Origin of the sequence: Desulfotignum balticum DSM 7044 (assembly GCF_000421285.1) — a bacterium.
Taxonomy (GTDB): Bacteria; Desulfobacterota; Desulfobacteria; order Desulfobacterales; family Desulfobacteraceae; genus Desulfotignum; species Desulfotignum balticum.
This window is the reverse complement of sequence record NZ_ATWO01000001.1, coordinates 2,377,502-2,398,161: the sequence shown is the minus strand read 5'-3', so window position 1 is coordinate 2,398,161 and position 20,660 is coordinate 2,377,502. Positions and strand designations below refer to the sequence as shown.

16 protein-coding genes are annotated in these 20,660 nt (G+C 52.8%); 5 read left to right on the top strand and 11 right to left on the bottom strand.

Annotation, left to right across the window (positions count from 1 at the left end):
* Positions 1–5: 5 nt before the first annotated feature.
* From K365_RS26580 to K365_RS0111975, 5 genes are all read right to left on the bottom strand, one after another.
* Positions 6–2,354 (bottom strand): histone deacetylase family protein, encoded by a 2,349-nt coding sequence (locus tag K365_RS26580; RefSeq protein ID WP_024334747.1) that lies wholly within the window; start codon positions 2,352–2,354, stop codon positions 6–8.
* Positions 2,351–3,274, bottom strand: a complete 924-nt coding sequence (locus K365_RS0111990; RefSeq protein ID WP_156887717.1) for a sensor histidine kinase — start codon at positions 3,272–3,274, stop codon at positions 2,351–2,353. The genes K365_RS26580 and K365_RS0111990 overlap by 4 nt, the downstream gene beginning before the upstream one ends.
* Positions 3,275–3,341: 67 nt before the next feature.
* Positions 3,342–4,211 (bottom strand): CBS domain-containing protein, encoded by an 870-nt coding sequence (locus tag K365_RS28245; RefSeq protein ID WP_024334745.1) that lies wholly within the window; start codon positions 4,209–4,211, stop codon positions 3,342–3,344.
* 22 nt (positions 4,212–4,233) lie between these two features.
* On the bottom strand, positions 4,234–4,677 hold the full coding sequence (locus K365_RS0111980) for a hypothetical protein (protein ID WP_024334744.1): 444 nt from the start codon (positions 4,675–4,677) through the stop codon (positions 4,234–4,236).
* A 194-nt stretch (positions 4,678–4,871) separates the two neighbouring features.
* Positions 4,872–5,939: a sulfite exporter TauE/SafE family protein gene (locus K365_RS0111975; RefSeq protein ID WP_024334743.1), complete on the bottom strand. Its 1,068-nt coding sequence runs from the start codon at positions 5,937–5,939 to the stop codon at positions 4,872–4,874.
* A 482-nt stretch (positions 5,940–6,421) separates the two neighbouring features.
* Here K365_RS0111975 and K365_RS0111965 point away from each other — a divergent pair, with 482 nt between their 5' ends.
* Complete coding sequence (locus tag K365_RS0111965; protein WP_006965013.1) at positions 6,422–7,453, top strand: sodium:calcium antiporter; 1,032 nt, start codon at positions 6,422–6,424, stop codon at positions 7,451–7,453.
* A gap of 98 nt (positions 7,454–7,551) precedes the next feature.
* Positions 7,552–7,767: a CBS domain-containing protein gene (locus K365_RS28240; protein WP_006965014.1), complete on the top strand. Its 216-nt coding sequence runs from the start codon at positions 7,552–7,554 to the stop codon at positions 7,765–7,767.
* On the opposite strand, the gene K365_RS0111955 is transcribed toward K365_RS28240, so the two are convergent.
* From K365_RS0111955 to trkA, 5 genes are all read right to left on the bottom strand, one after another.
* Positions 7,768–9,174, bottom strand: a complete 1,407-nt coding sequence (locus K365_RS0111955; protein ID WP_024334742.1) for a sigma-54-dependent transcriptional regulator — start codon at positions 9,172–9,174, stop codon at positions 7,768–7,770. It abuts the gene before it with no gap.
* Positions 9,174–11,375, bottom strand: a complete 2,202-nt coding sequence (locus K365_RS26575; RefSeq protein WP_156887716.1) for a sensor histidine kinase — start codon at positions 11,373–11,375, stop codon at positions 9,174–9,176. Before K365_RS26575 ends, K365_RS0111955 begins: the two co-directional genes overlap by 1 nt.
* A gap of 194 nt (positions 11,376–11,569) precedes the next feature.
* The gene (locus K365_RS0111945; protein WP_024334740.1) at positions 11,570–12,373 is read right to left on the bottom strand and encodes a substrate-binding domain-containing protein; all 804 of its coding nucleotides are present in this window, start codon (positions 12,371–12,373) and stop codon (positions 11,570–11,572) included.
* A gap of 337 nt (positions 12,374–12,710) precedes the next feature.
* A complete protein-coding gene (locus K365_RS0111935) occupies positions 12,711–14,162 on the bottom strand; it encodes a TrkH family potassium uptake protein (RefSeq protein WP_024334739.1) in 1,452 nt (483 codons plus the stop codon).
* Positions 14,163–15,581: a Trk system potassium transporter TrkA gene (trkA, locus tag K365_RS0111930; protein ID WP_084489814.1), complete on the bottom strand. Its 1,419-nt coding sequence runs from the start codon at positions 15,579–15,581 to the stop codon at positions 14,163–14,165.
* Positions 15,582–15,713: 132 nt separating this feature from the next.
* On the opposite strand from trkA, the gene K365_RS0111925 reads away from it, so the two are divergent.
* Genes K365_RS0111925 through K365_RS26570 form a run of 3 tightly spaced genes read left to right on the top strand, consistent with a single transcriptional unit; the run spans position 15,714 to position 19,046 of the window.
* Positions 15,714–17,390 carry an ATP-binding protein gene (locus K365_RS0111925; protein WP_029725226.1) on the top strand — a complete coding sequence of 559 codons (1,677 nt, stop codon included), beginning with the start codon at positions 15,714–15,716 and terminating at the stop codon, positions 17,388–17,390.
* The gene (locus K365_RS0111920; RefSeq protein WP_024334736.1) at positions 17,383–17,775 is read left to right on the top strand and encodes a response regulator; all 393 of its coding nucleotides are present in this window, start codon (positions 17,383–17,385) and stop codon (positions 17,773–17,775) included. Before K365_RS0111925 ends, K365_RS0111920 begins: the two co-directional genes overlap by 8 nt.
* Positions 17,772–19,046: a response regulator gene (locus K365_RS26570; RefSeq protein ID WP_024334735.1), complete on the top strand. Its 1,275-nt coding sequence runs from the start codon at positions 17,772–17,774 to the stop codon at positions 19,044–19,046. The genes K365_RS0111920 and K365_RS26570 overlap by 4 nt, the downstream gene beginning before the upstream one ends.
* 56 nt (positions 19,047–19,102) lie before the next feature.
* Here the strand turns inward: K365_RS26570 and K365_RS0111910 are convergent, their stop codons facing one another.
* A complete protein-coding gene (locus K365_RS0111910) occupies positions 19,103–20,572 on the bottom strand; it encodes an SLC13 family permease (RefSeq protein WP_024334734.1) in 1,470 nt (489 codons plus the stop codon).
* Positions 20,573–20,660: the final 88 nt, after the last annotated feature.

Here is a 20,660-nt window from a genome sequence, read left to right as displayed (position 1 = left end):
CCGGTTCAGGGAATGGACGGCCAGAAAGCTCTGTGCAGGTCCATGGCTTTTTTCAGCTCCGGCAGGCTGCCGGGTTTTTCCGGGGTCATGCGGCGGATTTTTTCCGGGCTCAGGGTGGGCAGGTCCACCAGTTCCTGGAGTACCCGCAGCCCGCATTCCCGGATGCCTTTGATGCTGTATCCGCCTTCCAGCACAAAAATGATTCGTCCATTGCAGACTGTTTCTGCCAGCTGCTTGAGCATGTGGATTATCAGGGCATATCCGTCCGGCGTGACATTCATCTGTCCCAGCGGGTCCTGCTCAAAGAGATCAAACCCTAAGGCCACCAGGATCATGTCCGGTTGAAACTGTGCGGCCACCGGGGTTAACAGAAAATGGAGAATGCCGGCATAGTCCTTGTCATCTCTGCCTTTTGGCAGCGGGACATTGATGGTGTATCCTTTTCCGGCACCCGTTCCGATTTCCGACAGTTTTCCGGTGCCCGGGTAGCAGGGAAACTGGTGGGTGGAAAAATACAGCACTTCCGGGCTGTCATAAAAGGCTTTCTGGATGCCGTTGCCATGATGAATATCCACATCCACGATCAGAATGCGTTTTGCCTTGTACCGATGCTGGAGGTAAGCCGCTCCCAGCGCCACGTTATTGAACAGGCAGAACCCCATGGCCCGGTCAGGTTCGGCATGATGGCCCGGGGGACGGATGCAGGCGATGCCGCTGCGGTGCAAAGGATCGTTGTACACGGCATCGATGAGACTGAACACACTGCCGGCGGCCAGTCTGGCCACGGCATAGGACTGGGGTGTGGTCTGGGTGTCCGGGTCCAGGGAAGTCAGTTTTTTTCCGGTGGTTTCAGCAATTTTGACAATATATTCCGGCAGATGAACCCAGGCCAGTTCCTGCTCCGTGGCGGCCCTGGGTTGAACCGGAATGATCCGGTCTGAAAACGGGTCGTTTGCCAGTATGGATGCCAGGGCCCGGGTCCGTTTCCGGTTTTCCATATGAAAGATGCCTTCCAGGTGCTGGTCAAACACGGGATCACTGACCACCCAGATCATGCTGGCCCCTTTCACCAGAATGTGTCTGGACCGGTCGGCATTATCCTGGGCCAGCACCTGCAACAGCATTCCGGCTTCAGGGATGCGGCGGCTGTTCCGGGAGACCAACTGCTGGACAATCTGTGCCAGGCCCTGGTTTTTTCCGCCCTGATTACAGGTGGAAATCGTCAGAACGGCGACTTTCCGCCTGGGATGATCAGCCGGGATGGATTTTTTCAGTAAGGCAATTTGCCGTTTGATGCACTGAACCACTGCCGTATGCAATGGTTCTGGCAGTGTTTCACAGTTCATGGCCATGCCGACAATATACAGCAGCAGTTTGTCTTTCGGGTGTTTGAGCAGGTATCCATAAGGCGGCCGGAAATCAAATCCGATGGTGTCATAAAACCGATCGGCCCCGATTTCCGCATCCAGAACGATTTCCGATGCCCGGGGAAACCGGCTTTTCCACAAGAGCCATGCCCCGGCCATCAAAAAAGTGCCGGTTCCCCGGATCCTGGGGTAATCAAGGGTCTGTTCATCCAGGGGGAGCCCGTTGACCGTGGCCACATAATGGATTTCCAGCCCCGAGTAGAACAATCGTTTTTTTTCCACAAGATACATCATCCCTGTGATTTTTCCCTGGCTGACAGCGGCAAAAAGATGGTGGGAGGCGCCCGAAACAAACAGGTCCAGAACAAACCGTAAATGGAAGAACTCCAGGTTCAGCTGTGCCAGCTGTCCCAGGGCAGCGTAGGAAAAGGGAAACAAAACAAAATGACAGTCAACGGATTGCTGCATTTCAATGAAATACAGCGGTTCCTTCAAAGAAAGCGACATTCCAAAGCTTGCGGGCGGTTCCTGTAACATCTGCTGAAGGATTTTAAGCCGGGCATTCAGGATATTCTCAAGGTCTGTGCCGCTGCCGGCGGCCCGGATTTTTTTTTTGAGCCTGGAAACGGCACTGAAGAGTTCAAAATTCACCAGGCAGAAGATGCCGGCCAGATGAATCCGGGTGGCTGCGGCGAAAAAATCCCCGGGAGAGGGGGTTTCTTCAATCCGGTGTTTTTCAGCCGCTTTTCCGTATTGGAGCACCAGTCTTTCTTCTACCGGGGCAATGCCATGGTTGAAAAAACTCACCTTCCGGACAAACACCCGGTTATCTTCAAACAGAAAACAGGGGTCTTCCCCAAGACTGCCGGAATCCACCGGAATCCGGATGCGGCCGGCAGCCAGCAGCTCGGAAAGGCCATATCCGATTTCCGGATCCCGGTGGGATATGTTTTCAATGGCATGCGCCAGATCTTGATTCCGGATCATAATCCCTTTAAAAATGCCTGGGAGGCCGGGGGGGATGACCCGTCGATCCGAAAGGGCAGATTGACCGTCAATTGAAGTTTGGCATCGGTTTCATCCGCCCGGACCCATCCGTTTACCCGGTCTGCATGATAAATGCACAGTGCCAGCCAAGGGCCGGGTTCCTGGGCCTGGAGTGCATAGGCCGGGTCAGCCAGCTGGGTCAGCACATGTTTGTCAAAATGGCGGCTGGGATAGACCAGGGCCATTTGAATGCCGTCTGATCCGGATTGGGTGGTCAGGGTCAACCGCCCCTTCTGGATGATATCAGACACTGCGGTGAGAAACAGGTTCTGGAAAATCTGGTATACCCGGGAAAAATTGCTGCGGATCATGGGCAGGTTATTTTCACAGTTCTGAATAATGTGGATTTGTTTTTCCTGAAACTGGGGGGCAAGGATTTCCAGAATGTCCGTGATCATATCATTGATCTGGATATCCTGGATAATCCAGTGATTCCCAGGGGTTTGTGTGATGGTCAGCAGCTTGTCGATGGATGCGCAGGATTTGATGGATCCTGTTTTGATATCCTCCAGGTTCCGGGCCGCATCCGAAGGGGTGTCCAGGCGAATCAGTTCCTGGGCCAGGGCCGCAGAACTTTCCATATTGATCAGGCTGTCTTTGAGTGTTGCCAGAAAATCCCGTGTCAGTTTGGTGGCGGCAGCCATCCGGCTCATCTTCAGCAATTGCTGGTCCAGCAGTTGAATGTGATGCATTTTTTTTTTCAGTTGCAAGGACAGTTTCCTGAGATGATAGACCAGTGGCGTTGCGCCGGCCAAAATTCCGGCTGCCAGCAGGATCAGGCCGAGAACCGGTGATGAACTCCGATACAATATCCACAGAGCCAGACCGGCAAACACACCTGCGGCCGGCACCAGTGACATGCATGCCGCTGCAAACCATGCCGATCTGACGAACGGATAAGAAATTTTGAGAGGGCCTGACATATGGTTATGCCTCTTCATATCCCGGCTTCCTGTTTTCATGCCCCAGCGATATATGAAACAGAATATCATTCAGGCGGATGATTCCCATAAACCGTTTATCCGCCATCACGGGCAGACACCGGAGGTGTTTATCGATCATTTTATGAGCCACCTGGTGAAGCGGTTCGTCCGGGTGGGCCGATATGCCCGCCGGCGGTTTCATGACATCCGACACCTTTTTTTCGGGCAGCCACCGGGGGTTTTGGGCCAGATCGGACCAGACAATGTGTCGTTCCGGATACATTTTTTCCGCTTCCCGGATCAGCTGGTTTCTTGAAACAACCCCCCGCAACCGGTCCTTGATGTCCGTTACATGCAGTTCTTCCCGGATGCCTCCGGGTCCCATGGCATTGAATATGTCCAGGGCTTTATTTAAATTATCGGTGATGTCCAGCGGGATAAACGCTGCATTGGTGATCTCCTTGACCATGCGCCTGGGCCAGAGTACCGGGCGGCGCTGGATCTGTTTGGCTGTTGCTGCTTCAAGAATTTTTTCCTTCAATAGTTCCATGTCACAGGGCTTGAACAGATAATCAAAAGCCCCTTCTCGAATGGCCATAATACCGGTTTCCACATCGGCATGACCCGTGAGAATGATCACCTGTATTTCCGGATTCAGGTTCTTCATCGCCAAAAGGGTTTCGATGCCGTCCATTTCCGGCATGCGGATGTCCAGCACCACCACATCCGGCCGGATTTTGTGCATCACATCGAGGGCATCCAGTCCATTGTGTGCCACAGAGACGTCAAACCGGCCGGTGTCCAGCAGCCTTGAAACATTTCTGGCAAACCGGACCTCGTCATCCACGATCAGTACCTGAATTTTTTTTTCCATACGATCTCCTGTTCATGGCATGTCAGATCAGCTGCACACAAAACCCGATCAATCCCATTAAAGAACCGGCCCAGATGGTATGGGACCAGGGGCCCTTGCGCACAGGCTGAAAAGTCACGGGCGTGATTTTTTGTTTTCCGGCTGCCTGCGGTTGCCTTGTGGCGGCTCTATCGATTTTCATCCGGTTGATCAGATTATAGACCCAGTTCCAGCTGATGGAAACCAGAAATATGAGAAAAAGTCCTGCCAGCAGATGACCGGGAGCAATATTGCTGCCTGCCACGGCAGCACCGATTTTTTCCGGATTGAGCGGCCCTTCCAGGGTACCGAAAAATCCCAGGTAATACAGCCCGATGGACCCTCCCAGAGACACCAGGGTCACCACCAGCCGTATGGCCTGTTGTCGGATAAGCCGGTTGTCATCATTGCATGGATAATTACCTGTATGTTTTTTGGTTTCATTCATTGCTTCTCTCCTTTGTCAATTGCTGTAAAATCGGGTCGGGCTGGTTTGCCGGCTGAATCCGGTGTTCTGTCACTGAATGGTCAGGCCGGAAATGATCCGTAATTTCCGGCCTGACACACTGGGGACCGTCTGTGCTGCCGTCAGGTGCCCGTTTGATGGCGGCTGACAGCCCCCGACCCCGGGCCAGGAGGGAATTACATGAGCCCCAGGGCCTTGCTCAGAGACGGCCAGAGTTTCCAGATACAGATGACCGCGACGATCAGGCAGTATACCGGTACGGTGTAAGTCCAGAATTTCTGGGGAAACACCCGGGTGGCATAGGGCGCCAGAATACCGCCGCCGATGGCCGTGATCATCATGGTGGGCAGCAGCAGAAAATCAATTTTCATGCCGGACCCCAGCATGGTGAACCAGAGAATGGCGGCCACGGTACTGACAGTGCCTTCACAGATGGCCGTCACGGCCAGCTGGGATTTAACGGGAACACCTGAAATCAATCCCCCGACAGTGATCACCGGACCATATCCGCCGCCGCCGATCCCCTTGTTGAAACCCGCCAGAAAAGCGAAAAATCCCATTCGTTTGAATCGATACGGCCTTTTTTTGCCCTTGTGCTGCTGGTACGCCTGGTATAATGCAACAGCGCCCATCATCACCAGCAGGATCACGACATAGAGCTTGATCCAGACTTTTGCGGTTTTGAATATGCCATAGACCCCAATGATTGACGTAATAACTGCTGCTACGCCCAGAATGGAAATCAGCAGCCACAATTTAATGGTTTCCGACATGGGATTCCATTTCCATTCCACGTTTTCAAACTCCCGGTGCAGAAATGCCCCGATCAGGCCGGCGGAAGCCTGCTGAATCATGATGACCGGCACCACCTGCAAGGGGGTAAACCCCAGAGACATGAGCACGGGGCTCATGACCGTGCCGAACCCCATGCCGGCCGAGGCATCCATGAATTCAAAAAACAGGCCCACCAACACCACATACCAGATAATATGCCACTGGTTGGTGCCCACCAGTCCGTGGGCAATATTATACCCTGATTCAGATGCCCGCCAGGTCGCTTCAAACGGGTTGCCGGCCAGCCAGCAGCCGACCAGAAACATGATGAACAAGGGGACGATTCCCGATAAAAATCCGATGATTTGCCGTTTTCCAGGTATCAACCGCTCCATGATGGTTGTTTTGGTGGCTTCAAGCTCCTCCTGGATTTCAAACCCGGTTCTTTTTGTTTTTTCGTTGGCACCCATTACTGCCTCCTTATGATTGTTGGTTTTTGGTGTAATCCTCTCACCCCTAAACGGGTTCTTATGTTGATCAAAAACATTTCAAAATACATGCCACTGGATACGGGAATGAAAGAACGCGAAGTACATATGATTCAACTATCTGAAATTATGGTAATTTAATTTAATTCTTTCCGGTTTGCATCCAGCATGTCCGGCCTTCCATTGATATCTATGCCCTTTGAAGTCAACAGATCGTTGACATAAAAAAGCAAAGTGAAACTTTTGGTAGACATTTATTTTTTGAACCCTGCGTTTTTTCCGGGTGAAATAATGCAAACGGCGGTGAGTTGTTTTTATAACTATTTGTTATTAAAGTGTATTTTTGCATATAATCAAAAGCGGTTCTATGTTTTTGTCAAATGGCACATGTCTTGCTCTTGTCTGCCTCAGAAAGGGATCATAAGTAAAATTAACTGATATATCACACAAAAAGGAGTCTACCCATGGAAGAATTGCTTTTACGTGTTGTCCCGGGATTACCCACCTTGGTGCTGCTGATCGTTATCGGCGTGTGTATTCTGCTGTTGTCCAAGGGGGCGGACTGGGCCATTGACGGGGTAGTAGCCCTGGCCCGGCGGACCGGGCTTCCCCGGATCGTTATCGGTGCCACCATCGTTTCATTGGGAACCACCCTGCCGGAAGCATTTGTTTCGGTCATGGCGGCCTGGACCGGCAACCCCGGCCTGGCTTTGGGCAATGCCGTGGGATCCATCATTGCAGACACCGGCCTGATTCTCGGGGTTGCCTGTGTCATGACCCGGGTGCCCATGAACAAATTTATTTTGCAGCGCACCGGCTGGGTCCAGGTGGGTTCGGCCACACTGCTGGTGGTTATTGCGTTGATATCCCTGTGGATCATGCCCGAACCGGTGATCAAGCGGGGAATCGGATTTCTGTTTCTGGGCCTGCTGGCTCTGTATATGTATGCCACCTACTCCTGGGCCAAATCCGGTGGAAACCAGGCCATGGATGGCGAAGCAGAGGATGAGTCGGATGAGATGGGGATACCCAAGTCTTTTCTTATGATTTTCGGTGGGCTGTTTCTGGTGATTCTGGGTGCCCGGGTTCTGATTCCCTGCGCTTCGGAATGTGCCGTGCGTGTGGGCGTACCCCAGGATGTCATTGCCGCCACCCTGGTGGCATTCGGCACCTCGCTGCCGGAACTGATGACCGCGTTTGCCGCCATCCGCAAAGGCCATCCGGAAATCATGGTGGGCAATGTCGTGGGTGCGGACGTGCTCAACTGCCTGTTTGTCATCGGCGCATCCGCTTCCGCCACGCCGCTGGCTATCCCTGAAAATTTCTTTCTCTTCCATTTTCCGGTGATGCTGCTGATTCTCTGGTCGTTCCGTGCATTTATCGCCATGCAGAATAAAAAGGGATATTTTGAACGGTGGCAGGGGGGATGGCTGCTGGGGATCTATTTGATTTATGTGGTTCTCCAGTATGCCCTGAATGTGAATATCCCGCATTAGGGTCAATGGCTTCAGCGGATGACACGGCTGTCATCGGCATGAAACGGGAGGCAGGCGTTAAGGCCTGTCTCCCCCTCTGGGAATGGAGGCCCGCAGCAATGGAATCATGCAAAGTCAAAACCGTTCTGATGCCTTTCTCATCCGGCGTGAGCCTGGATTATGCGGTCACCCCGGAAGACAGGCTGACCCATGCCGTGCAGTTGATGCTGCTTTACGGGATCAACCGCATTGCCGTGGTCAAAAACGGGCATCCCATGGGCATCGTCCGCCTGGATGATGCCCTGGAAAAACTGGGGTTGAAAAAATATGTCTAATCATAAGGAAAGTTTGAAACCTTCCGCATCCAGGCCCGTTTCCTTTATGAGGCGGTGAAGATACTGGCGCTGGATCCCCGCCTTTTCAGCGGCCCGGCTGATGTTGCCGCTGCTGTGTGTGAGCGCGTTTTTGATATATTGATTGTAAAACAGGGCCAACGCCGCTTCTTTGGCTTCCCGGAACGGCATTTCAAGAATATCTCTGGACGTCTCACTGGATGGGATGTCAGTCGGCACCCCGGCACCCGGAAAAATATCCTCCGGTTCAAGGGCTGTGGTGCGGCAGAAAATAACCCCCCGTTCAATCAGGTTTTCCAGCTCCCGAACATTGCCGGAAAAGGAATGCGCTTTCAGGTGTTTCAGCGCGGATTCCGATATCTGTGTGATATCTTTCTGATACAACAGGGCATATTTTTTTATAAAATGTTGGGCAAGCAAAGGGATGTCCTCCGGCCGCCGGTCCAGGCCGGGCATGTCCAGACAGATCACATTGAGCCGGTAAAACAGATCTTCTCTGAACATCCCGTTTTTTATGTCTGTTTCCAGATCATGGTTGGTGGCTGCCACGAACCGGATGTCCGCATGCCGGGTGCGGGTGCTGCCCACGGGTTTATATTCTCCTTCCTGGAGAAGGCGCAGCAATTTGGTCTGCATGGAAAGATTCAAATCCCCGATTTCATCCAGAAACAGGGTGCTGCCGTCCGCTTCCTCCATCAGGCCTTTCTTGTCCTTCCAGGCCCCGGTAAAAGCCCCTTTGACATGGCCGAACAATTCGCTTTCAATCACGTTTTCTGAAATGGCCGTACAGTTGACCGTGATCATGGGAAAGTCTTTGCGCAGGCTGAACTGGTGGATGGCCCGGGCTGCCAGCTCTTTTCCGGTTCCGCTCGGCCCGGTGATGAGCACCGTGGCCGTGGTGGGGGCCACCTGTTTGATTTCCTGGATAACGGATCTGATGGCATTGGACGATCCGATGAGGGGCCGGGTGGCATCCTTGTGAACCAGTTCTTCCCTTAAGGCCATGTTTTCAAAAATCATCCGCCGCCATTGCAGGGCTTTGTCAATGGTCAACAGAATCCGTTCCCGGCGGAAAGGCTTGGTGATGTAATCATACGCCCCTTCCTGGATCGCTTCCACCGCAGTTTCAATAGTGGCATAGGCGGTCATGATAATGGCCGATGTGTCGGGCTGAATGTTCTTGATCTGACGTAAGAGATCAAGGCCCCCCATTTTCGGCATTTTTAAATCCATGATCACCAGGTCGAACCGTTTCTGTTTAAATACTGCCAATGCCTCCACGGGATCGTTTTCAGTCTGGACCTGATAATCGGTATCTTCAGTGATGTATCTGGAAAGCAGGGCCAGAATGTCTTTTTCATCATCCACAACAAGAATCTTCAATGACATTATATCTCCTTGTTAAAAACAGGCAGTTTGATCGTAAAAAGGGTACCATGTGCAGTGTTTGCCTCGTTTTGGAAACCGGCAGGCGCGCTTTTGCAGTCGATAATGCCGCCGTATTTGCTGACAATGCCATAGGTGACGGACAGGCCTAAGCCCGTGCCTTCTCCTTCGGGTTTGGTGGTGAAAAACGGTTCGAAAATCCGATCGATATGTTTTGAGGAAATACCATGGCCAGTGTCCTGAATCTTGATTTCCGACTTGTTCCCGTTTGATATAAATCTGGATTGAATCGTCAGAATACCTCCCTGTTTCATGGCGGCACAGGCATTGTTGATCAGATTCAAAAACACTTGCTGCAATTCCCTGGAATCCCCGCAAACCAGAGGCATGGTGTCATCCAGTTCGATGTTCAGATCGATGGATTCCATTTCCAGGGTATGGCGCACGATGTTGATCACCTCCCGGATGGCGTCGTTGACATCGCAACTGGCCGTGTTTCCTTCTCCGAAACGGGCGAACCGCAGCAGGTTTTCCACAATTTGTTTACAGTGTATGCCCTGTCTTTCAATGGTTTTCAGATCTTCATACGCCTGGGAGTCTTTGGCGGTTTTTCTCACCAGCAGGTCAGTGAACCCAAGGATCACGCCCAAAGGGTTGTTGATCTCATGGGCCACGCCGGCGGCCAGGGTTCCCAGGGAAGCCAGTTTTTCCGTGTTGATGAGCTGTCGTTCCAGGTTTTTTTCATTGGTGACATCCCTGGCAATGCACAGTACGGATTCCACCCGGCCGGATTCATTGCGGATGGGCATGAAATTGGCACTGACCCAGAGGTCATGTTCGCCGGCCTGCAAGGTAAATTCATTTCTCACGCTTTTCTGGTGACGGAAAACCAGGTCCAGCATTTTTAAATGTTTTTGGGAAGAAGGCTTGTTAAGGACCTGGTCGATGCTGCGGTGAATGAACTCTTCAGGCCTTCCTCCGAAAAAACTGGCGGTAAAACTGTTCATGGACTGGAACCGGCCGTCCTGGTCCAGGGTAAAAATAAAATCTTCCGCACTTTCCACTACAGACCGGTATTTTTCTTCCGACCGTTGCAGGTCATGGGTCCGTTGCGCCACTTTATCTTCCAGCCGGTTGGTCCATCGGATTTCTCTGAAAAGCAGGACGCTTCCGGATACGACCACCACAAAAAGAACTAGTGCATGGAGCAGAAATCGCCAGGCAGCGGCCTGGTTGATGTAACCGTCGATTTCGGAAACAGGTGCCACCACGGCGACAGACCAGGTGCCGGCGGGTGTGCCCGGTATGGTAATGGGGCAATAGGCGATCAGTTTTTCAATATTTCCCGTCAATCCCCGGTGCCATCCGGCCGTATAGGAACCCGTCCCGGTGTGACCGGCCAGCATATGGTTTTCCTGAATAAAGGCGATGGCGTGATGGGTCAGACCGGTATCCCGTTTTTCCCTTGCTGAAAACGCGCTTTTGCCGATAAACCGGGTGTAGGGGTGATATAAAAAAATGCCGTTGCCGTCAATCACCCAGGCGTAGCCCGTGCTGCCGGAACGGACATCATCCAGAAACCGGCCCAGAAACCGGCTGATATCCAGTTCGGCAATCAAAATCAGATTGATATCTGCCACCTGCCAAGCCATCTGGATATGTATATTCCCGGATTGATGAACGGGGGATTGATGAACGGGATCGGAAAAAAAGAGACCGGATGGTTCCGGCGGCAATGTCAAAGAAGACAGGAAATCCGGTTCGGGGGCACGGATTTGCCACTGGCGCGGATATCCGAACGAATGAACCTGGGGTTGATCCGGCATCCGGATATTAATGCGGAAAACACTTTTTTCCAGCAGCCGGGAGAACAATGGTTCCAGGGCGGGCCGGGCCGGAACGATCCGGCCGTTTTCCCGGGAAAGGATGTCGCCGGCACGTGCCAGTTCTTTGCCGACAAATGACAGCTCCGATTCCACCTGTCGCCGGATGTGCCGGGCAATGACCATCTGCTGATCATTGAACTGCTTTCTGGCCATATTTCCAAGGTGCCGGGCCGCCTGCATATCCAGATAAGCAGTGACCCCCAGACAGAACACAGTGGCAAGGATCACACCGATAAGCATCTTTCGGACATTTCGGTTTCCCTGAAATATCTTCGGAAGATACGCGGACCCGTTTTCCAATGTTTGCAAGTGTGCCAATTCGGATCGTCCCTCTCATTCATCCATGGTTCCCAGCGCACGGCCAACGATGACCACCCAAATATTTCACGCCCCTGATTCATTCATTGAAACGGGGCGTGAAACAGCTCAGATGATTTGAAGACGCTTCCCCCGGACCGATGCCCGGCACCGGTCCGGTCTGTCATTTAAGGAGCGTGTCCCAAAAGACTGGATCATTCGACTGGCAGCATACCCCTTTCCAGGATCAGGGCCTTTCCCTTGTCAGATGTAATGAAGTCCACAAACGTTTTGACGGTGCCGGCCGGTTCGCCTTTGGTCACCAGATTGAATATCTGATAAAAGGGGTAATCCGCATCGCCGGGTTTTGTACCATCAATCAGAATCACCTTCACCTTGGGATGGGTGATCTGGGCGCCTCTGGAAATGAAGGACACGGCACCGGCCGGCAAAGATTCAATGGCTTCCAGCACCCGGGTGGAAGTGTAGGTCATGTAATCAAACTGCACATCATTGTGGCGCATCACCTGGCGCCTGAAGTTTTTGTGGGCACCGGTCTGTTCTCCGGGAACCACCAGGGTGACGGCCAGATCCGGTCCGCCCACCTCTTTCCAGTTGGCGACATTGCCGGAAAAAAGCGACTGAAGCTGTTCAGTGGTCAAAGCATCCACGGGGGTGGATTTGTGTGTGATCACAGCCAAAGGATCTTTGGCAAAAGGGATGGCGTTCAGCCCGAAATCTTTTTCCCGCTGGGACAGGGGCCGGACCGAACTGGCCACATCGGTCATGTCCTGCAACAGCCGGTAGACACAGGACTGGGATGATGCCACATACAGATCAATGGCAATGCCCGTATCCTGGGTAAACGTGTCGAGCCGGGCACTGTCAAATCCTTCAAAGACCTGGGCGGACGCACTGTACCGCAGCGTCTGGCCGGCGGATGCATTCACGGGTACATTGAAAGATAACACCAGAAACAAAATACTCATCACACACGATGCAAACATTGATTTTTTCATGATCGTTCCTCCATTGTTAGTCATTGAGTTGTCCGGGTTTTAGGCAAAAACCTTAAAACCATTTTTTTGCCTGTTTTGAATCTTAACCGTTTCAATTTGTATGCCAGACAATGAAAGACGATTTTATGTTCGCATAATCAATTGTTTTTAAAGCGTTTTTGTTAAAATTTTCCGGATTTATTTCACAGAGGGCAACGCCATTGATTCAGGCGAAACAATCATTTCGTCACGATTTTTTACAGCCGGGAAAAAAACATGACGAGGGGCAGGTGTTCAGGTGAACAGATAACAGCCGGGAAAAATATCTGTCCTAATCTGCCCGGGATCATATTTTCTGCTACTTCCAGAATTCCGGCACCACCAGAATAATGACCGTATAGATTTCCAGTCTTCCCAGCAGCATGCACCAGGTCAAAACCCATTTGGCCATGGCCGGGAGATGGACGAAATTTTCCGCCGGACCCACCGTGCCGAATCCGGGTCCGATGTTGCCAAGGCAGGAGGCCACCGCGCCCAGGGCAGTGAGCAGATCCAGGCCCATGGCTGCCAGAACGGCGCCGGCCACCACAAACAAAAACAGGTACAGGGCCAGAAATCCCATGATGGACCGGAGCACATCTTCGGACACCACCCGTTTGTTCAGTTTGACATGCCGGATGTTTCTGGGGTGGATCAGGCGGAACAGTTCCCGGTAGGCAAACTTGGCGCACACAATCAACCGGGCGATTTTCATGCCGCCGCCTGTGGACCCGGCCGATGCCCCCATAAACATGCAGACAAACAGAATCACCTGGCTGAGACCCGGAAACAGTTCATAATCAGCCGTGGCATAGCCCGTGGTGGTGAGAATGGAAACCGCCTGAAAGGATGCCGATTGAAATGCAGCGGCAAACGAGTCATACACCCGGCCGTGGATATCCAGGGTGATGGCAACGGTGAATACCAGCACAAGGCCTAAAAAAACCTTGCATTCCGTGTCCCGGAAAAAGACCAGGGGCTTGCCCCGGAGCATCTGAAAATGCAGGGAAAAATTGATGCCGGCCAGAACCATGAAAATGACGATCACATAATGGATATACGCGCTGTCATAATGGGCAATGGAAGCGTTTTTGGGAGAAAACCCCCCCGTGGGCAGGGTGGTCAATGCATGACAGATGGATTCAAACACGGGCATGCCGCCCATGGCCAGAAGCATCACCAGCAAAAGGGTCAGACCGGCATACACCATCCACAGGATTTTGGCGGAATCGGTCAGGCGCGGGGCCAGCTTGTCCGGCACAGGGCTCGGCACTTCCGCTTTATACAGCTGGATTCCGCCCACGCCCAAAAAGGGCAGAATGGCCAAAGACAGCACAATGATGCCCATGCCTCCCAGCCACTGGATCAGGCTGCGCCAGAACAGCAGGCTGGGGGGTGCGGCCTCGATATTTGTCATGACGGAAGAACCCGTGGTGGTGAATCCGGAAATGGATTCAAACACGGCATCCGTCAGTGAAGAAAAATCCGGAGAAAAATAAAAGGGCAGGGCGCCGAACACCCCGATGGCCGTCCAGCTTAAGGCCACCACGGCCATGCCTTCTCTCTGGTTGATGAACGGGGCATCTTCATCCATATGCCGGGACAGCAGTTTGAGGATCAGGCCGGCAGTTGCCGTGATCGCCATGGACCCCAGCAGCGAAAAATGAGCCCCGTCACCGAAATACAGGCTGACCGTCAAAGGGATGAGCAGGATGAGCGCCAGCACCAGCAGAAAAATACTGACAATGCCTGAAATATACCGCCACCGCATTTAAAAGAATTCCAGTTTCACGGTCAGCAGTTTTTCCATTTTTTTCACGGCCTGTTTGACCGTGAACACAATGATCTGGTCTCCGGGGGTCACCACACTTTCCCCCGTGGGAATGATGATGTCTCCGTTGCGGATGATGCACACCAGCAAAGCCCCTTTGGGCATATTCAAGTCTTTCAGAGGCCGGTTGGTGATATCGGAAGTTTCTAAGGCCACGGCCTGGATGAATTCCCCGCGTTCGCCGAAGATGGAAATATCAGACAGCACTTTTCCCTGCCGGACGTTCTGAAGAATGGAACTGACGGCCGACAACCGGGGGCTGACCACCTTTTCAATGCCGATGGTGGTCAGAAACGGATAATAACTGGATTTTCCGATGCGGGTTACCGTGTTTTTAACACCTAAATTCTTGGCCAGAAGCGAGACCAGCACATTGGTTTCATCATCGTCTGTCACCGATATCACGGCATCGATCTGGTTGAGGTTTTCTTCTAAAAACAGTTTCTGGTCCGAGCCGTCTCCATGCAGCACCACGGTTTTGTCCATCTGCTCCGCCAGCTCCAGGCACCGGGCTTTGTCTGCTTCAATCAACCGGGTTTTGATGCCTTCATTTTCCATCTGCGTGGCCAGCCGGGCACCGATACGTCCCCCGCCCACGATCAATGCACTTTGGATAGGTTTGATCTGGATACCGAAAATTTTCAACGTGTCTTTGAGCTGATCGGCATGGCTGACAAAATACACCAGATCCCCGGGATAAATAGAATCGTTTCCCCGGGGCACGATCACTTCGTCTTTCCGGACAATAGCGGCGATCAGGGGCCGGGTCGCCCCGAACCGCTCCTGAAAATCTTTCAGGCACATCCCGGCCATGACGGAAGCGGAATCGATGCGGATGCCCGTATACCGCACTTTGCCATCGGCGAAATCTCCCGTATCCAGGGCCTGGGGGATATCCACCAGCCGTCGGATGGTTTTGACCACCTCGATCTCCGGGTTGATGATGGTGTCAATGTAAGGAATCTGGGTTTTAAAAATTTCATGAAAGCTGTCGAAATCCGTGTTTCGGATGCGGGCCAGTTTTTTGGTGGACGGAGACAGCATGTTGGTGACCAGACAGGCGGTCAGGTTGATTTCATCACTGTCTGTAACGGCCAGCAGTATATCCGTGTCCTGAATGCCTGCCCGGCTCAAAACCGTGGGGCTGCTGCCGGATCCTTCGATCACCTGGACATCCAGATCTTCAAAAAGCACCCGGGCCAGGTCCGGGTTTCTTTCAATGACCACCACTTGTTTGCTTTCCGAAGCCAGGCGGGAGGCGATGTTGTAACCCACTTCTCCGGCGCCGACAATTATGATTTTCACACCTGCCCTCCTGTTGAATTCGGTCGGTCTGGAAGGGGAATTTACTAAAAACATAACGGACTGTCAAATGCTTTGACATCACTTAAATTCCCCTTTAAGATAAATAAAGTCGTAATAACCATGCTTCAATAACCCGGATCCTTGGGGGACTGTGCAATGGGTATTTCACAAGATACCGGGAGCATCATGTTATCTGATATTACCACAAAGCTGGCGTTGGTTTTCCTGGCTGTATGCTGGGGGGTGTTTGTAACCGATGTCAATATGTCCGGCGCCCGGACCCGGGTGAAGATCGGCGTGTATCAGAACGCCCCCAAGGTGTTCATGGATGACACGGGCACCCCTTCGGGTATATTCATGGATATCCTCGGAGAAATTGCCGCTAAGGAAAACTGGGACCTGGCGTTTGTCCCCGGCACCTGGGGGGAGGGCCTTGACCGCCTGGCACAGGGGCAAATCGATCTGATGCCGGATGTGGCCCATACGGCTGAAAGGGAGACGCGGTTCGCTTTTCACCGGGTGCCCGTGCTGTCGGACTGGTTCCAGGTGTATACCCGGAAAAACAGCGGTATTTCTTCCATTGTGGACCTGGCCGGAAAAAAGGTACTGGTGCTGGAACGGTCCGTTCAGGAGACGGCCTTCAACCAGATGGCCAAAGGATTCGGGTTTGATTTTACCTTAATTTCATTCTCCGATTACCAGACCATTTTTGACACCGTGGCAAAAGGAGAGGCCGATGCCGCTGTGACCAACCGGTTCAACGGGCTGATATTTGCCAGACCGGCCGGACTCCAGGACACGGCCATTATTTTCAATCCCACCCGGCTGTTTTTCGCGGCCCCGCCTGCCGGACGTCAGGAGTTGCTGGATACCCTGGACAGATACCTGGAACAATTCAAGAATGATCCGGATTCCATTTATTACAAAACCCTGAAAAACTGGGTCGATGAAACGGCCCGGTTTTTTTTGCCGGCATGGGTCAAGCTGTCGGGACTGGTCATCGGCATTGCTCTTGTCATGAGCCTGGCCGGCAGTTTTCTGCTCAAGCGGGCCGTGGATATTCGCACCCGGCAACTGCGAAAGGTCAACCGGGAAATGGAGGATCGGATCAAGGACCGGACCGCAAAGCTGGCGGCCGCCATGGAACAGGCAAAGGCGGCGGATCATCTCAAATCCGCGTTTCTGGCCACCATGAGCCATGAGCTGAGGACCCCGCTGAATTCCATCATCGGGTTCACCGGCATTCTGCTCCAGGGCCTGGCAGGCCCTTTGAACGAAGAGCAGAAAAAACAGCTGGGCATGGTGCAGACCAGTTCCCGGCATCTGCTGGCCCTGATCAATGATGTGCTGGACATTTCCAAGATCGAGGCCGGGCAGCTGACGCTGTCTGTTTCCACGTTTGACCTGCGTGCCTCCGTTGAGAAAACCGTTGACCTGGTGAAACCGCTGGCAGAAAAAAACGGGCTGGACCTTTCTGTGGATATCAGCGGGGATGTGGGGGCCGTGACATTGGACCAGCGAAGGCTCGAACAGATCATTCTCAACCTGCTCAACAATGCGGTCAAGTTTACGGAAAAAGGGGAGATCCGGGTCACCTGCCGGGCCCATGACACCCTGTATGAAATGGCCGTGTCAGACACGGGCATCGGCATCGATCCCAAAGAGCTTACGCATCTGTTTCAGCCGTTTCACCAGATCGATACGGGGCTGTCCCGCAAACGGGAAGGCACGGGTCTGGGTCTGTCCATCTGCAGAAAACTGATTGTGCTGATGGGGGGATCCATTGATGTGAAAAGCCGTTTCGGCCAGGGCAGCACCTTTACCATCCGTTTCCCGAAATCCCAGGAGTCAGATCATGAGTGATGAATTACTGATCATCGAGGACAATCCCCAGAATTTTTACATGATGCGGTTTTTACTGGAAAAAAACGGGTATGCCGTCATCGGGGCAGACACCGGCAGAAAAGGCATTGATGCCGCCCTGCACCATCGGCCCCGGGCCATTCTGCTGGACATTCAGCTGCCGGAAATGGACGGGTATGCCGTGGCCGCGGAACTGAAAACCCTTCCGTATTTGGCGGATATACCGATTATCGCAGTCACTTCCTACGCTATGGCCGGAGACCGGGAAAAAGTGCTGGCCGCCGGGGCGGACGGGTATATTGAAAAGCCCATCAATCCCGATACGTTTGTGGATCAGATCCGGCAGTATCTGCCGGGTGATTCCTCCCGGGGAGGTGAGGCATGAATATTCTGATCGTGGATGACCAAGAGCCGAACCTGTATCTGCTGGAAAGCCTGCTCAAAGGAAACGGTCACCAGGTGATTTCCGCACCCCACGGAAAAAAAGCCTTTGAAATCGTTCAGGCCGGCGACATTGATCTGGTCATCACGGATATTCTCATGCCCGTGATGGACGGGTTTCAGCTGTGCCGCAGGATCAAAAACGATCCCGTTCTGACAGTCATCCCTCTTATTTTTTATACAGCCACCTATACAGGTCCCCAGGACGAGGCCTTTGCCCTCAAAATCGGTGCGGACCGGTTTATTGTCAAGCCGTGTGAACCGGATGTGCTCATCACTGCGGTGAATGAAGTGATGGCGGCGGCGCAAAAGGGACAAAGTGCCGTGTCCGGTCCTGTGATCGAAGAGGAGGAGGCATACAAGCTGTACAGCGAGCGGCTGGTGACCAAATTGGAACAGAAAATGCGGGAGGCGGAGCGGGAAATCGAGACCCGGAAAAAAGTGGAAACCGAACTTCGTCAGAGCCAGGCCCAGCTGATCCATGCCCGGAAAATGGAATCCGTGGGCCGGCTGGCCGGCGGGGTGGCCCATGATTACAACAACATGATCAATGTGATCATGGGATTTGCGGAACTGGCATTAGAGAAAATATCCCCCAAAGATCCGCTGTACAGCGATATTCAGGAAATTATCAGGGCGGCCAGACGGACCAGTGATATGACCCGGAAACTGTTGACGTTTGCCCGCAGGCAGGAAGTCTCACCCCGTGTCCTGGATCTTAATGAAACCATCGACGGCATGCTTAAGATGCTGGACCAGGTGACGGGAAAAGACATTCAATTGTCATGGCATCCGAAACCTGGGTTGTGGGATCTTTTTATGGATCCATCCCAGATCGATCAGGTACTGCTCAATTTGTGTGTGAATGCAAAAGATGCCGTAGATACGGCGGGCCGGGTCGTGGTTGAAACAGACAATACCCGGCTGGATGACCATTTTTGTTCCCGACATCCCGGTTTTATTCCGGGTGACTTTGTGACGTTGACGGTCACGGATGACGGGTGCGGCATGGATGACCAGACCAGAGAAAGAATCTTTGAACCGTTTTACACCACCAAAGCACCTGAAAAAGGAACCGGACTGGGCCTGGCAACCGTATACGGCATTGTCAAACAAAACCATGGGTTCATTCAGGTGACCAGCACGCCGCAGCAGGGAACCCGTTTCATCCTTTACCTGCCCCGCTATGTCAAAACCGCAGCCATGTCTGATTAATCACCGGTGCACTGACAACATATCGTCAATGCACCGGTTTAATCAGTGATCTTGATTTATAGAAGAATCGGCATGCCCAACAGGGGCCAGATCAGCAGCACGGCCAGGGCCACCAGGGCCATGAGCAGAATACTGGCTGGAATGCCGTATCCGAAAAACTCACCGCTTGTGAACTGTCCGGAGTTATAGGCAATGGCATTGGGGGCCGCGCCCACCAGGAGCAGGAACGGCATGCCCGCGGTGACCAGGGCCGCAAATACGATGACTTCGGCGGCCACGCCCAGGTAAGGCGCCACCACCAGGGCCACTGGCACGGAAATGGCAATGGCGGCCACATTCATGATAAAGTTGGTCATCACCATGACAAAAAAAGCAATGGCCATGACAAACACGAACCAGTGGGCATTCTGGAAAAAACTCAGCCAGTTGATGGCCAGCCATTCTGCAGCCCCGGTCTGCCACAAACAGAAGCCCATACTCATGGCACCGGCAAACAGCAGGATAATGTTCCAGGGCACATCCTCCAAGTCGCCGATATCCAGGATACCCACGATGAAAAATAAGATGGTGGAGACCAGGAGCACTGCTGCCTTGTTGAACGGCTTTAACACCGGGATAAAGGATTGCAGGGAAAGAAACAGAATCACACCGAAGATGATGCCCGTGGCAATGATCTCATGGCGGGTGAACGATCCCATTTCATGGCTGAGCTGTTTGGCTTTTTCCCGCAGTCCCGGAATTACGGCTTTTTCCGGTTTGAAAAACACCATGAAAAATCCCCATAAGATAAAGACCATCCCCCAGCCGATGGGAAACATGTAATAGGTCAGTTCGAAAAAAGACACCGATTTTCCGGTAATTTCTTCATAGAATCCCAAGGCCACAATGCCCCGGGCCGCTCCCAGCAAAGTGATAATACTCCCTGCCCCGGCCACGAACGCCATGCCCATGAACAGCCCTTTGCCGAATTTGGTGGGGCCTTCTTCATCCGTGTACAACGCATAAATGGACAGCAGCAAAGGATACATGGTGGCGGCCACGGCCGTATGGGCCATGACATGGGTGAGCAGGGCCGTGACCACAAAACAGCCCAGATAGATCATGGAGGTGCGTTCTCCCACGATGATGAGCATTTTATAGGCCAGGCGCCGGGTGATACCTACCTTGGTGAACACCGTGCCGATGATCAACGATCCGAAGATAAACAATACGGACGGATCCATGAAATCCTTGAATGCATCCGCAGCCGGCCGGATGAAAAACAGGGCCTGGACCACGCCGATGGCCAGGCCGGTGACACCGATGGGTACCACTTCAAACACCCACCAGGTGCCGGCCAAAAGAAACAGGGCAATGGCTCCTTTGCCCTGGGGAGATAAAGTGAACGCCTTGCCCATGGGATCCAGTGCATCCGGCCAGGGCGGAGAATAGTACACCACGGAAAACAGTATAATTCCAATCATCAGAAACATGATCCGCTTCCAGTCTATCTGAATGCCGGATGAGGCTGTTGCTTTTGTATTCATGTCACTCCTAAATTTTTGGGTAAATAAATCTTGGGTAAATCAATCAATGTGCGTTTCTTTCTCACTATCTATTGGCAGGCCTTTATCC